13 protein-coding genes and 1 pseudogene are annotated in these 13,085 nt (G+C 54.8%); 9 read left to right on the forward strand and 5 right to left on the reverse strand.

What is annotated here, in order from left to right; genetic code table 11:
• Positions 1-157: 157 nt before the first annotated feature.
• From NXC24_RS23060 to NXC24_RS23085, 6 genes are all read left to right on the forward strand, one after another.
• Positions 158-1,384: a hypothetical protein gene (locus NXC24_RS23060; RefSeq protein WP_104825758.1), complete on the forward strand. Its 1,227-nt coding sequence runs from the start codon at positions 158-160 to the stop codon at positions 1,382-1,384.
• A gap of 147 nt (positions 1,385-1,531) precedes the next feature.
• Positions 1,532-2,674, forward strand: coding sequence for an alpha-hydroxy acid oxidase (locus NXC24_RS23065; RefSeq protein WP_158704536.1), 1,143 nt, complete (start codon positions 1,532-1,534; stop codon positions 2,672-2,674).
• A gap of 324 nt (positions 2,675-2,998) precedes the next feature.
• Complete coding sequence (locus tag NXC24_RS23070) at positions 2,999-3,361, forward strand: transposase (protein WP_104825760.1); 363 nt, start codon at positions 2,999-3,001, stop codon at positions 3,359-3,361.
• Entirely contained in the window at positions 3,358-3,705 is a 348-nt protein-coding gene (gene tnpB, locus NXC24_RS23075) for an IS66 family insertion sequence element accessory protein TnpB (protein ID WP_104825761.1), read from the forward strand. Before NXC24_RS23070 ends, tnpB begins: the two co-directional genes overlap by 4 nt.
• Positions 3,706-3,775: 70 nt before the next feature.
• Entirely contained in the window at positions 3,776-5,341 is a 1,566-nt protein-coding gene (locus tag NXC24_RS23080; RefSeq protein ID WP_104825762.1) for an IS66 family transposase, read from the forward strand.
• Positions 5,341-5,646: a hypothetical protein gene (locus tag NXC24_RS23085; RefSeq protein ID WP_104825763.1), complete on the forward strand. Its 306-nt coding sequence runs from the start codon at positions 5,341-5,343 to the stop codon at positions 5,644-5,646. Before NXC24_RS23080 ends, NXC24_RS23085 begins: the two co-directional genes overlap by 1 nt.
• Positions 5,647-5,829: 183 nt before the next feature.
• Here NXC24_RS23085 and NXC24_RS23090 read toward each other — a convergent pair whose 3' ends face one another.
• The 3 genes from NXC24_RS23090 to NXC24_RS23100 all read right to left on the reverse strand — a co-directional run bounded on the left by NXC24_RS23090 (position 5,830) and on the right by NXC24_RS23100 (position 7,869).
• Positions 5,830-6,564, reverse strand: a complete 735-nt coding sequence (locus NXC24_RS23090; RefSeq protein ID WP_104825764.1) for a GntR family transcriptional regulator — start codon at positions 6,562-6,564, stop codon at positions 5,830-5,832.
• A 155-nt stretch (positions 6,565-6,719) separates the two neighbouring features.
• A complete protein-coding gene (locus NXC24_RS23095) occupies positions 6,720-7,373 on the reverse strand; it encodes an amino acid ABC transporter permease (protein WP_104825765.1) in 654 nt (217 codons plus the stop codon).
• Positions 7,374-7,383: 10 nt separating this feature from the next.
• Entirely contained in the window at positions 7,384-7,869 is a 486-nt protein-coding gene (locus NXC24_RS23100; protein ID WP_104825766.1) for an ATP-binding cassette domain-containing protein, read from the reverse strand.
• Between the two features lie 7 nt (positions 7,870-7,876).
• On the opposite strand from NXC24_RS23100, the pseudogene NXC24_RS23105 reads away from it, so the two are divergent.
• Positions 7,877-8,179: pseudogene (locus NXC24_RS23105) on the forward strand (transposase); the annotation flags it as partial.
• A gap of 31 nt (positions 8,180-8,210) precedes the next feature.
• Here the strand turns inward: NXC24_RS23105 and NXC24_RS23110 are convergent.
• Positions 8,211-8,971, reverse strand: a protein-coding gene (locus tag NXC24_RS23110; RefSeq protein WP_104825767.1) for an IS5 family transposase whose coding sequence is annotated in 2 segments (ribosomal slippage) — positions 8,211-8,632 and positions 8,632-8,971 — 762 coding nt in all. Because the reading frame shifts where the segments join, the coding sequence is not laid out codon by codon here.
• A 16-nt stretch (positions 8,972-8,987) separates the two neighbouring features.
• Positions 8,988-9,743: an ABC transporter substrate-binding protein gene (locus tag NXC24_RS23115; RefSeq protein ID WP_104825768.1), complete on the reverse strand. Its 756-nt coding sequence runs from the start codon at positions 9,741-9,743 to the stop codon at positions 8,988-8,990.
• A 193-nt stretch (positions 9,744-9,936) separates the two neighbouring features.
• Here NXC24_RS23115 and pcaB point away from each other — a divergent pair, with 193 nt between their 5' ends.
• Entirely contained in the window at positions 9,937-11,310 is a 1,374-nt protein-coding gene (gene pcaB, locus NXC24_RS23120) for a 3-carboxy-cis,cis-muconate cycloisomerase (protein WP_104825940.1), read from the forward strand.
• Between the two features lie 372 nt (positions 11,311-11,682).
• Entirely contained in the window at positions 11,683-13,071 is a 1,389-nt protein-coding gene (locus NXC24_RS23125) for an aspartate aminotransferase family protein (protein ID WP_104825769.1), read from the forward strand.
• Positions 13,072-13,085 lie beyond the last annotated feature (14 nt).

The raw sequence follows: 13,085 nt of genomic DNA on the forward strand, positions 1-13,085 counted from the left end.
TTTTCTCACTGGATTTTGCGTGGCGCGTTCCGCGAATTGTGCGTCAAATGGACCAACAAAACAAAATTGAAACGGATGTTGCATAGGTGTACGGGGTGCGCTACATGTCAATGTGAGGCTGGCGTAGCCAGGCAGATATGATTGTATTGGAGGCAACATGAATATTGACGGTGTCGAATGGAAGCTACCGATCGAGTCGGCTCACCAATTGTCCGCCAGCGCGGGGGCTTTGAGCTTTGTCGGTGGAGCAGGAGATTTCGATAGCGGGGGGCGAATTCGCAATCCGAGCGACTTACCAAAGCAAGTCGCCGGTGCGGTGGAAAACCTAGCTGCCGCGCTCGATGCTGAATCCTGTACTCTGGACGATGTGGTTCGGATCAAGGCGCACTACACAGCAGATTGCGACGACTGGGATGTAATCGCCGCACTCTCTCGCTTCTTCAATACCAATCCAATGCCGGCTATCAGCACTGTTGCGGAGCCCTTACAGCCATTCGACGGTCAGATGATTCAGCTGCAGGCGATCGCGCAGCGTGGCTGGCGGTCAGGGCCGGATGTGCGATCGGTAGCGAGACCCATCCCCTCTGGGCGAAAAGAGCTTTTCGGAGGAAAAGAGGTGACGGCTGGCCTGAGAGCAGGTGAGTTTATCGCGGTGGCAAATCTAGCCGCAGAAGAGCCGGATGGGCGGGCATACCACCCCGACGAACCGCTACCGCAAACTCACTTTATCATGCAGAAGCATGAGGAGACCTTGGCAGCGCTTGGTGCGTCATTCCAGGATTGTATCAAGATGGAGGGCTACCATATTGGGACCACGCGAGAAGATTGGGTTCCGCTCGCAAAGGCCAGGCTCGGCTACTTCAGAGATCCCGGTCCTGTTGCCACAACCGTTCCCTTTAGGGATGTGCACCCCGAAGGTGCGATGACGAAAATCGAGGTTCTCGCCATGCGTGAGCGGCGGAACGGTTACGATAAATACATTCCGCGTGAAGACCATTGGCCCGAGCGAGTATGGGATTGGCCAATACCCGCACCCTACCGGCAGGCGATTAGACTACGCGATGTTATTTGGTTAGGAGGCCAGGTACCTTTCCATCCGCACACGAACACGGGGATTCGCGTCTTCAAGGGTCAACTTGCGCCTCAAACGCGTTTCACGATGGGTTATGTCAAGGACCTCCTGCAGCCTTTCGGCCGCACACTTGCTGATCTAAAGCTTATGGTGTGCTACTTCAGCTCTACCGGAACCGAAGCAGAGACGATCAATTTTGTCAGAACGCTAACGGAGTGCGTCGGCGGTGTCCTTCCGCCTCTGACATTGGTGCCTCATTCCTGCATGCGGGATGTCAACACAGTTGAGATTTTCTGCGTAGCGCAGGGCTAATGGCCTTTTCGATCTTGCATGTTCGCTTAGGTGGCGGGCGGTGAAACACCGGCCGCCGCCCTTGATTGTGGCGGGGCCGAAAAGCGCCCGCCAATCAACTGGATTGTTCAAGAGGCACCTGTCGCGAATGCTATTCAGGGGGTCAAGGTGAGGAATTTTCTGAACTATCGGGAGGCGAGGCAACTCGCTATGCGCCGTCTTCCCCGCGGCATTTTCGAATACATCGATAGGGGTTCAGAGGATGAGGTCGGGCTTCGGCATAACCGAATTGCGCTGGATACGGTAAGGGTTAAACCTCGCGTCTTGGGAGGCGGCACAACTCGCAACCAAAAAGTTTCGCTTTTCGGCACGACATACGATGCTCCGATCATCATCGCCCCTACGGCGTTCGCTGGGCTCGTATGGTATCGCGGTGAGGTACAACTAGCGAAAGCTGCTGCCGCCAATGGTATCCCATTCTGCGCGGCGACCGAAGCAATCGACGCCGTCCAAGAAATCGCGGGAGCAAGCGATGGGGAAACTTGGTTTCAACTGTATATGTGGGAGGACGAGTACCTCTGGCGGCAACTCCTTGAGCGGGCTTGGAACAGCGGTGTGAAGGTTCTCGTTGCGACGGTAGATACCGTCGTCAACGCCAATCGAGAGTACAATGTCCGGAACGGTTTTGGCATGCCATTCCGGTTTGGCATGCGCAATATCGCGGATGTCATCTGCCATCCTCGCTGGGCTCTAGGTGTGCCCGCGCGTTATTTCGTCTCTGGTCGGATTCCAAGTTTTGAAAATTATCCTGAAGCGTATAGAAACAATCTTTTTGCCGCAACCAAAAGCCTGAGGCTTCAACCCGGGCTAAACTGGCATCATGTGCGCAAATTGCGCGAAGTATGGAAAGGCAGATTAATTCTGAAGGGAATACTTCGTGCCGACGACGCTCTTCAGGCGGTAAATGTCGGCGCGGACGGGATCGTCGTGTCAAATCATGGTGCTCGGCAACTGGATGCGGCTGTAGCGCCGATCGAGGTCCTTGCGCGAATTGTTGATGCCGTTGGCGAGCAAATGACGGTTTTAGCCGATAGCGGCATCCAACGTGGCAGCGATATCCTTAAACTGCTGGCGGTTGGAGCCAAAGCCGTCATGATTGGTCGCGCGTCCCTATATGGTACGGCGGTCGGAGGCATGTCGGGTGCTAGTCAAATGATCGGGGTATTGCGTCGGGAATTGGACATCGCAATGGCGCTCAGCGGTTGCGAGGACATATGTAAATTAGACAGAGGCCTACTTGAAATGCCGTAGCTTGTTTAGCCTTCGTTACCGGGGAGATATCTAAATAGAGCCTGGACGTTGTTTTGCCGCGGACTGACGAAAATAGGCCGCGCTGACGCCGTTCGGGGAAGAGGTTTTGGCCAGAAACTTCCGCCATCGGCTAGATGTGGCGACGCGATGGTAGGAAAATAAAAACGGATTCGGCTCATTCCTCGGCAGCATTGTTCGCTGTCTCTCCGACCGCTCAAGGTGAGCGTCCGGTGAGCGGATTTTGCTGAACGAGCCAGTTAGGCGATGTTCTGGCATTAGAACCAGCATTAGTGCTGACATTAATACCAGATCTGAGAGGTTGGCATGGCTCGCATGGAAATTATTTCCGGCGTTGAGCGTAGGCGGCGATGGTCGAAAGACGCTAAGTTGGAGATATTGGCAGAAGCAGATCGGCCCGGCGTCCGCATTGGCGATGTGGCTCGCCGTCATGACATCCATCCAGGTCAGATCCGTTTATGGCGAAAGACATTCAGCCCCTTTAGTGCGTTGCCATCGTTCCTTCCGGTACAGCTCGTGGACGAAGTAGGTCTGGAGCAAAAGCCTGCTGCTCCGCCCGCGCCAATGTTCATCAAGATCTTGCTACGAAACGGTCGCGGATTGAAAGTTCCAGCCGACCTTGAACGAAAGACGTTGGCATCTTTGATCGCCTGCGTGGAGGCGGCATGATTGGGCCTTCGGGAAATGTGCGGGTCTATTTGGCCTGCGGGGTGACGGATATGCGGCGCGGCATTGATGGCCTGTCAGCGTTGGTCGAGGCTGTCATAAAGGAAGCGCCGGGTTCTGGCGCAATCTTCGGATTCCGCGGCAAACGCGCGGATCGGATTAAGCTTTTATGGTGGGATGGCCAGGGGTTTTGCCTTTTCTACAAAATTCTCGAGCGCGGATATTTTCCCTGGCCGACGGCGAAAGAAGGCGTTGCGCATCTGACACAGGCTCAGCTTTCCATGCTTGTCGAAGGGATCGATTGGCGCCGACCTGCGTGGACTTCCGCTCCAGCGCGGACCGGCTAAGAGCCTTATTCTGCTCGAAAATCTGGGAAAAATGCTAGCGCTCCAGGCGCAAATCGGCTAGTTTGCCGGCATGGAAACAACGCCGTTGGACAGTCAGGACGAGCTATCTGCATTGCGAGCGCTCGTCGCTGAACAGGCGGCGAAACTCAGCGAGCAAGAAGCCGAAGTCACCAAGCGCGACTCCATTATCGGTCTTCTGCGCGCGCAGTTGGAACTGCTCCGACATCGGCAGCACGGTCCTTCTTCGGAAAAGATAGACCGGAAGATCGAGCAATTCGAGCTGATGCTGGAGGAGATCGAGGCGTCGCGAGCGGAAGCGGAAATTCGCTCCGGGAAAACACCTTTGCCGGAGTTGGACGACGCACCAGGTAAACCCAAACGCAGGCCGCTGCCGGATGATCTTCCCACAGAAGAGCTGATCTATGCAGCGCCCTGCAGTTGTCCGACCTGTGGTGGCATGTCCTTCTTGAAGGCGGCCGACAAGGTGGTCCAGGTGATGGAGCATGTGCCGGCGTCTGTGAAAATTGTCCGCCATGTCGAAAAGCGCATGATCTGCAGGGACTGCGATACAACGGTGTCTGGCGAAATGCCGACCTTGCCGATCGAGCGAGGCAAGCCTGGACCGGGATTGCTCGCTCACATCATGGTCGCCAAGTTCGACGATCATATCCCGCTCTACCGTCTGTCCGAGATGTATGATCGGCTGGGAATAGATATATCCCGGTCCGTCATGGCGGACTGGGTAGGCCGCGTGTCGGTCCTGCTTGCCCCGCTTATCTTGCTGATCAGGGCCCATATCGCCGCGGTCGACCGAATACATACTGACGATACCCCGGTTGATGTTCTCGACCCTGGGCGGGGAAAGACGAAAACCGGCAGGGTCTGGGTCAATGTCTTCGATGGAAGCGGCTATCAGGATCCCACTCCCGGCGCCATCGCCTATTACTATAGCCCTGACCGTAAGGGTGCGCATCCGGCCGACCATCTCGCCAACTTCAGCGGCGTGATGCATGCCGATGGCTATGGAGGCTATAAGAAGTTTTACGGCAATCAGATCGTCGAGGCTGCGTGCATGGCGCATGTGCGCCGCAAATTCCATGACGTCATCAAGCTGAAACCATCCCCGATAGCCGAGGAGGCGCTGTCTCGCATAGGCGCTCTCTACGATATCGAGGATCGTATCCGCGGCATGCCGGCTGACGAACGGCGTACACTGCGTCGGCAACACGCCAGGCCCATTCTGGCGGACCTCAAGAGCTGGATAGAAGAGACGCTTTCGACGTTGCCGCAGAAGCAGAAGCTGGCCGAGGCAATGCGATACGCGCTGTCGCGATGGGCAGCATTGAGCGTTTACATCGACGATGGCCGTGTCGAAATCGATAACAACATAGCTGAACGAGCCATGCGTCCGCTTGGAATCGGAAGAAAAAATTGGCTCTTCGCCGGGTCAGACAAGGGCGGTGAGCGCATCGCCAATATCCTGACCATCATCGAGACTGCCAAACTCCATGGCCACAATCCGGAGGTCTATCTCACAGACGTCCTGACCAGGATCCAGAGCCATCCAAAGGATCGGCTCCAGGAATTGCTGCCGTGGCAGTGGGCGCTGGCGAAAAACCGGTACGAGGCTGCGTGATGGCACGCTCGAGGTTCATTTATACGCTCAAACAGGTCGCTGAGATGATCGGCGAGAACCTCGAATTGATCGAGGAGGTGACCGCCAACTCGGACAATATCAGCGAGGGCGAATTGCTTTATGTCCGCGACGGCAGCGAATACGGCACAAAGGGCCTGACCGAGAACGGCGTGGATGAGCTCCAAAGTCTCCTCGCCGACATACGAACATGGAGCGGTGGGATCCGCCAGTTCCTCGTCGATGAACGATGCGATCCCCAGATGATCGAGCGCGTCATGGCTGACGAGGTGACGCGCGGCCTATAATATCGGCCTCTCAACCAAGCGAAATGCCTTCGCCGGACGCTCACCGCTCAAGAACCAATACAAGCACTATGCAAACTTCGTGATAACCCGGGGTTTCAGACATTATGGGCGAAAATACTCAACGGAAAGCGCTGGTCAGGAAGTCTAGGTAGCACTCGTGCCCCGTAGCGTTTAATTTGCGAGTCACGTCCTTTTTAGAATACTGGCGTAGTGAAACCGATCGGATGGATGGTAAGTTAGACTGATCTGAACAAGGTTCATTGGGCTGAGAAAATACTTCCGCCGTATTTTCAGTCCCACCGGGGCGTGCTCTGAATGAAGTGCAACACCGACCTCGCGGGAAATAATTGTGGCGAATATATCTTGGCGGATTTCCACTATTCGCCTCCCTGACACCTCCTCAATCAAATTACTGAAGATTTCATCATAGTTGCGGAGCCGCGGTTCGACGGCCTGGCTGACCTCCGAACTGATATAAACATCGGTCCAGCAAAAGGGCTCATCTTTGTTCTGCTGCGAAATGACACGTAAACTTGAGACCTTAAGCCAGCGGCTTCCGGGTCTACAGTCGAGTTCCCTCGACAGCGCTTCATCAACCACAACTTCGCGAATGTCTTTGATGCGCCGTTTCGTATCAACTCCGAACTGTTGAATCGATTGGATGGAGGTCATCGCTTGAGAAAACGTAAGTTCTAACGATTCCAGTCCCGCGGATTCAACCCGCGTACCCACATTTCTTTTGCGACTGATTAGCCCCGAACTTTGCAGCTCCCGCATTGCAGCGCGCACCGTCGAGCGGCCCACGCCAAATTGATTGGCAAGATCTAGTTCATTAGGCAGGACAGACCCAACAGGATATCGACCTTCCTGAATGCCTTTAACCAGGACCTGAGCGACCGCTGCGTACTTAGGCGCCATACTTTTCTTTCGATCCCATTTCCGTCACGTATGTTCCTATTGGCGCAGGATCAACATCCTCGTCAATAATGAAGAATTGGAAAGCGACGACTGGGGGACGTGCTCGGCCATTAAACTCTACCGAGAGGTCTCTTAAGCCCTACCTCTTCGGCATCCTATTGCGCGGGCGTTATCGCGAAACGCTTCGAGATCGCACTGAAAGCTGTCACCACCACACCTGTGAGAACCAAATAGAAAGCTCCAGCGAGTAGATAAGCATCGACGCAGCGGTACGTCGTCGAGCAAATCTTCTGCGCAGCGCCCGTGAGTTCGGTCACACCGATCGTAAAGGCGAGAGAAGAATATTGCAGTTCTACAACAAATTCATTGGACCAGGCAGGAAGGGCAATTCGCATTGCCTGCGGGATCGAGACATGGCGAACGTAACACCACTTTTTCATGCCCAACGCCCTCGCGGCCGCGACCTGGTTCGACGGTATAGCAAGGAAGCCTGCTCGGAAATATTCGGCCTGATATGCAGCCGAATTCAAGCCTATTGCCAAAGTGGCCGCAACGAACGGAGAAAAGACGATTCCAATTTCGGGAAGGCCGAAATAGAGAATGAACATTTGGACCAACATCGGTGTGCCGCGGACGACGTCGACGTACACGGCACTTGCTTTCGCAAGCGGCGTCGCCGCATAGACACGTATGAGGGCTAAGAGAAGTCCCACCGCGGCCCCCACTGCGACTGCTAGTATCCAAATCACGAGTGTAGCTGGAAGCGCCTTCACCAACGAAGGCGCATATGCTTCGATAAAATCAACCATGAAAATCCCCTTATCTTAGAGGATTTAGCTGAAGGAAGCGGCGAGACCGTTCCGTTCGGGGGGGGTCGAAAAATTCAGCCGGGGGCGCTGTCTCTAGTACTGTCCCTCGATCCATAAAGATGACCTCCGACGCGACCTCTTTTGCAAATTTCATCTCATGGGTCACGACAACCATAGTAATCCCCTGCATTGCGATGTTCCGCATTGCAGCTAAAACCTCACTTGTCAGCTCAGGATCCAAGGCGGAGGTCGGTTCATCGAAGAGGATGACCGAGGGATCCATTGCTAGTGCCCGTGCAATTCCGGCGCGTTGCTCCTGACCGCCAGACAGTTGAGACGGATAGTGCCCCTCTCGGTTCAGGAGGCCGACTTTGGCAAGTTCCTCACGCGCTCTGTCCCGTGCATGAACCCTCGACAGCTTCTTGACTTTCGTCAGCCCCAGCATGACGTTCTCAAGTGCGGTGAGGTGAGAAAACAAGGCGAAATCCTGAAACACGAAACCGACTTGAGCTCAACCTCTTCTTGAGGAAGTTGATCCTCAGGCGTTCCTGGCTGACAAAGCTTATGATGCCGACGCGCTCATCGACCATCTCAAAGCACGTCACATTACTCCGGTGATTCCGCCAAAAGCCAATCGTACGACGCCCAGACCAACAGACTTCGCGCTTTATTGCGAGCGCAATCTCATCGAACGTTTCTTTAATAATCTCAAACAGTTCAGAGCTATAGCCACGCGATACGACAAGCTCGCCGCCACCTTTCTCGGAGCCGTTCAGCTCGTCGCCGCTTTCATTTCGCTCAACTGACGACAGGCCCTAGGGCGTGGTGACGATTTAACTATTTGAGCCATATGGCGATAGCGGCGAGTTTGACGAACCCCATGAAGTTTGCGAGCAATTTGTCGTAGCGGGTTGCCACGCGACGGAACTGTTTGAGCTTGTTGAAGAAGCGCTCAATGCGGTTGCGCTCCTTGTAAAGTGCGGTGTCGTAAGCTCGCTGCGTTTTGCGATCCCGTTTGGGCGGGATGACGATTTCGGTTCCCGTCTTCTCCAGTTTCTCAATGAGGTGCCCGGCATCGTAGCCCTTGTCGGCCAGGAGGGCAGCGGCGTCGAGACCGTTGACGAGATCATGGGCGGCTGTGATGTCGTTGCGCTGTCCTGGCGTGCCGATCAGGCGAAGCGGCAGACCGAGCGCATCGCCGGCGGCATGGATCTTGGTGCTCAGCCCACCCCGAGACCGACCCAGGCCCTGGGCATCCGCCCCCCTTTGACTTTGCGTGCGCCGGCGGCGTGCTGATGAGCACGGACGATGGTCGAATCGATCATCAGCCATTCGAGATCTGCTTCACGAGCGAGCGCGGCAAGCATGTCGTCCAGCACGCCCATCTCGATCCAGCGATAATAGCGCCGCTTCACCGAACGGTAGTCGCCCAGATACTCGGGCAGGTCACGCCAGCGGCCGCCGGAGCGGGCCATCCACAAAAGTGCATCGAGAAACAACCGGTTATTTGTCCGGGGACCGCGCTTGCCTCGCCTGCCGCCCGGCACGAAACCCTTGAGCCGTTCCCATTGATCGTCCCGAAGCTTATCGCAATCCATCACTGACCTCCAAAAGTCAGTGTTGAATCTGATTTGCTCCTTCTTGGGAATCCCGATCCGTTAAATCGTCACCACGGCCTAGAACAGCAAGCAATCTTTTGGGGTCGTCCTTCCCAGCTGCGATGGCCCATGGGCGGCGCGTCGTTATCGATCCAACCTCTTTCACTGGCAGCCCTTTAGAAATGAGATCTGCCGCGACGTCGGCACTGAACACGATCGAATTGATCCTGCCCGTCCGGAGGTCCTCAGTTGCAGCAATTGGATCATCATATGTTTGCATCGTGACTTTGGTGGGGAATTCTCCATTTACGAAGTTATCGTCAATCCACCTCTCCCATCCTGACCCAGATTGAGTGCCGACTTTGGCATCGCAACAAAGTGCGCTCGCAATCGTCCTCTTGTCGGTTGTGCTGATGAGAACAACGTCGTTCGTTTCCCACCACGGCACGGTGTAGTCGATAACCTCGTTTCTTTCCTTGGTAACGAACATACCAGTGACCAGAACATCGATCTTATTCGATGCCAGCGCGGGTACGAGCGAAGTCCACGGAAGGTCCTTGAATTCGACATTGAAACCTTTTTCTTTGGCGATCTCCCGTACGGCGTCGACTGCGATGCTTTTGAATTCTCCACCTTCCACGTAGGACCACGGAGGAAAGGAGGCTTCTACGCCAGCCTGATAGGTCTCTGCCGCAGAAGCTTGGGAAGCGACAGCTAGGCCAAGAACACAGGCGATCATTTTCGCCCGAAGAGATTGATTAGTGGATACCATTGTTCCCTATCAATTAGTTGCAGCGATTTGCGTTATTATGTACGAACAAATGGTATGTACGATCTATAAAATTTGTCAAGCAATGCTGCGCGACGTTACGATCCTCGACGGATAAGGCCGTAAATCGGCCCGGTTGCGGTTGACTTTGCGCCTCACCGAAGATATCAATAAAGTCGAACATATGGAGTTTAATATGGCGTCAACCGTTTTTGATTCACTTCTGTTCCGCGACATGTTTGGCACATCAGAAATGAGGCAAATCTTCGCAGACCAGGAGCTGGTTGCTTCGTACATTGCTGTAGAAGCGGCGCTCGCCCGCGCCCAGGCGCGCATCGGACTTGTTCCAAAACAAGCTGCAGATCAAATTACTGCTGCTGCGGAGAACATTGAACTCGATTGGGAGCGCCTAAAAAAGGAGACCGATATCGTAGGTTATCCAATTCTTCCGCTTGTCCGACAGCTTTCCGCCGCGGCGGGAGAGGCAGGTAAATACGTTCACTGGGGTGCCACTACCCAGGACATAATGGACACCGCCACAATCTTGCAACTGCGGAAGGCTCTGTCACTCGTTCAGAAGGATCTCTCCGAACTTAGCAAAATTTTGGCGGGGATGTCGGCCCGCTATCGCGACGTTCCTTTGGCGGGCCGCACCCATCTTCAGCACGCGCTGCCAGTGACTTTCGGTTTCAAGGCGGCGGTTTGGCTGTCTTCGATCAATCGTCACGAACAGCGGCTGGAACAGCTTTTGCCTAGGGTCCTTGTCGGGCAGTATTCCGGAGCCGCTGGCACTCTTGCATCTCTTGGCCGGGATGGCCTTTCGGTTCAGAAGCTGCTTTGTGAAGAATTGCAACTCGGCCAACCGGACATCACCTGGCACGTGGCTCGAGATGGCATTGCTGAAGCGGTATCATTCCTAGGCCTGGTCACCGGTTCGTTGGGAAAGATAGCGACCGACGTGATGATTATGGCGTCCACGGAATTCGGCGAGGTGGCCGAACCGTTTGTGCCACATCGCGGAGCGTCATCCACTATGCCGCAAAAACGAAATCCAATTTCAAGCGAATTGATGCTGGCAGCAGCAAAAAGTGTAAGGCAGCATGTCGCGTCTATTTTAGACGGAATGATCCACGATTTTGAGAGAGCGACTGGCCCATGGCATCTTGAATGGCTCTCCATTCCCGAGTCGTTTCTCTTGACCTCGTCAAGCCTTGCAAATGCAAAGTTTATGCTCGCCGGCCTCTGCGTGGATGAACAACGCATGCGGTCCAACCTTGATATGTCCGGAGGGCTTATCGTGGCAGAGGCTGTCATGATGGCGATTGCGCCGGCGCTCGGCCGACAAGTCGCCCATGACGTCGTTTATGAAGCTTGCACCCAAGCATTTATTGGCCGCCGCGCGCTGCTCGATGTCCTTTTGGAGAACAAGGAAATTGTTGCGGCGGCCGAAGGTCGGGAGAGGCTGACTGATCTTTGTGATCCGGTTAATTATCTCGGCCAGGCTGGGGAGATGGTCGACCGATTACTCGATGCAGTTACTGCGTCAGATAATCTGCGGAGGGTCGGCTAAGGATGGCAATTGGCGTTAACAGACGTCGGCTCGCCGGATTTTGGGAAATATCAACGATTGATGCGGCCGAGAACCGTGGCGTCGGTGCAGCATGAGAAATTTCCTAACGGGATCGGTTTTGAATGGGCGCCCGAAGGCTGGTTTGGATCAAAACTACAAACGGGCTGGCGCGCAAGCAAGCAACCTCAAAAGCAAAGTATCTCCTCAGTCCACGATGGCCACGCCTCTCGCGGGGATCGTCCCTCGTGCCGCCAACAAAGAGCGCCAATTCGCCGATCATGGAGCGCCGTCTCGGGTTGCTGAACCCGTCTCGCAAGTGACCATGGCGCCTACAACCATCTACACACGATACCAACCTTCAGGGGTTATTCGATGAATACTCGATCGAACTCACTTAAAGAAATTGATGTAAAGACGCTGTTGCACCCCTTCACTGATGCACGAGCGCATGAGCAAGTAGGGCCGCTCGTCATAACTAGAGGGGAGGGAATCTATGTCTACGATACCGAAGGCCGCAAATACATCGAGGGCCTAGCAGGCCTTTGGTCGGTTGCTGTCGGATTTAGCGAGCCTCGGCTTTCGGAAGCTGCAATGCGTCAAATGCAGCGGCTTCCCTATTATCACACCTTCGCTCACAAGTCCCACGAGCCGTCCATTCGGCTGGCTGAGAAGCTTGTGGAATGGACCCCCGCGAAGCTGACGCGGGTGTTCTTTACTAGCTCAGGTTCCGAAGCGACCGACACGGTCATCCGTTTGATTCGCTATTACAACAACGCCTTGGAACGCCCAGAAAAAAAGAAGATCATTGCGAGGAACAAGGCTTACCACGGTACGACGCTGGCAGCGGGAAGCTTAACATGCCTGCCGGTCAGCCATCGCGATTTTGACCTTCCAAGCATTCCGGTCATTCACGTCACTTGCCCCCATTTCTATCGGTTCGCGCTTCCGGAGGAGACTGAACAGGATTTCACTGCGCGATTGCTCAGAGAAATAGAGGATGTCATATTTCGGGAAGGGCCGGAGACAGTGGCGGCCTTTATTGGGGAGCCACTAATGGGTGCTGGCGGTGTGTTGCCGCCGCCCTCGGGATACTGGCATGGCGTCGAAAAGCTTTGCAAAAAATATGATATTCTGCTGATCGCCGATGAAGTGATCAATGGTTTCGGCCGTCTGGGTGCGCGTTTTGGATGCGAGCACTATGACTTCGAACCAGACATTGCAATCACATCTAAGCAACTGACTTCCTCCTATATCCCGCTGGCGGCAGTAATGCTGTCGGAAGAAATTTATAATGTAGTAGCTGACAACAGTCACAAGATCGGCGCCTTTGGACACGGCTTCACCGCAACCGGACATCCTGTGGCGACAGCCGTTGCACTCGAAAATATAGCAATCATCGAGGAGCGGGACCTTGTCGGGAACGCCAGATCTCGCGGCGCACAACTAAAAGAAGGATTAAGCAGGCTCAATGAGCGGCCATTCGTGGGCGAAGTTCGTGGTGAGGGTCTGATCGCCGCTGTGGAACTAGTTGCTGATCCCGTCACCAGGCGCCCCTTCGCAGACGTCGGTAAAGTCGGTGCGGAAGCCTTCCGGATTGCGCATTCAGAGGGCCTAATTTTTCGAGCGATTGGCGATACCCTCGCGCTTTGCCCGCCCCTTATCATCTCGCCAGATGAGGTCGATCTAATCGTCGAGAGGATGGGTCGTGTTATCGATCGCGTCAGTGAGTGGGTACGCTCAGAGCGTCGTGAACGAGCGTAGTGTTGTAGGACCTG

This window comes from Rhizobium sp. NXC24 (assembly GCF_002944315.1).
GTDB lineage: Bacteria > Pseudomonadota > Alphaproteobacteria > Rhizobiales > Rhizobiaceae > Rhizobium.

Coding starts and splice junctions, on each gene's coding strand:
- NXC24_RS23060 (WP_104825758.1), top strand. CDS start 158: ATGAATATTGACGGTGTCGAATGGAAGCTACCGATCGAGTCGGCTCAC.
- NXC24_RS23070 (WP_104825760.1), top strand. CDS start 2,999: ATGGCTCGCATGGAAATTATTTCCGGCGTTGAGCGTAGGCGGCGATGG.
- tnpB (WP_104825761.1), top strand. CDS start 3,358: ATGATTGGGCCTTCGGGAAATGTGCGGGTCTATTTGGCCTGCGGGGTG.
- NXC24_RS23080 (WP_104825762.1), top strand. CDS start 3,776: ATGGAAACAACGCCGTTGGACAGTCAGGACGAGCTATCTGCATTGCGA.
- NXC24_RS23085 (WP_104825763.1), top strand. CDS start 5,341: ATGGCACGCTCGAGGTTCATTTATACGCTCAAACAGGTCGCTGAGATG.
- NXC24_RS23090 (WP_104825764.1), bottom strand. CDS start 6,564: ATGGCGCCTAAGTACGCAGCGGTCGCTCAGGTCCTGGTTAAAGGCATT.
- NXC24_RS23095 (WP_104825765.1), bottom strand. CDS start 7,373: ATGGTTGATTTTATCGAAGCATATGCGCCTTCGTTGGTGAAGGCGCTT.
- NXC24_RS23115 (WP_104825768.1), bottom strand. CDS start 9,743: ATGGTATCCACTAATCAATCTCTTCGGGCGAAAATGATCGCCTGTGTT.
- pcaB (WP_104825940.1), top strand. CDS start 9,937: ATGGCGTCAACCGTTTTTGATTCACTTCTGTTCCGCGACATGTTTGGC.
- NXC24_RS23125 (WP_104825769.1), top strand. CDS start 11,683: ATGAATACTCGATCGAACTCACTTAAAGAAATTGATGTAAAGACGCTG.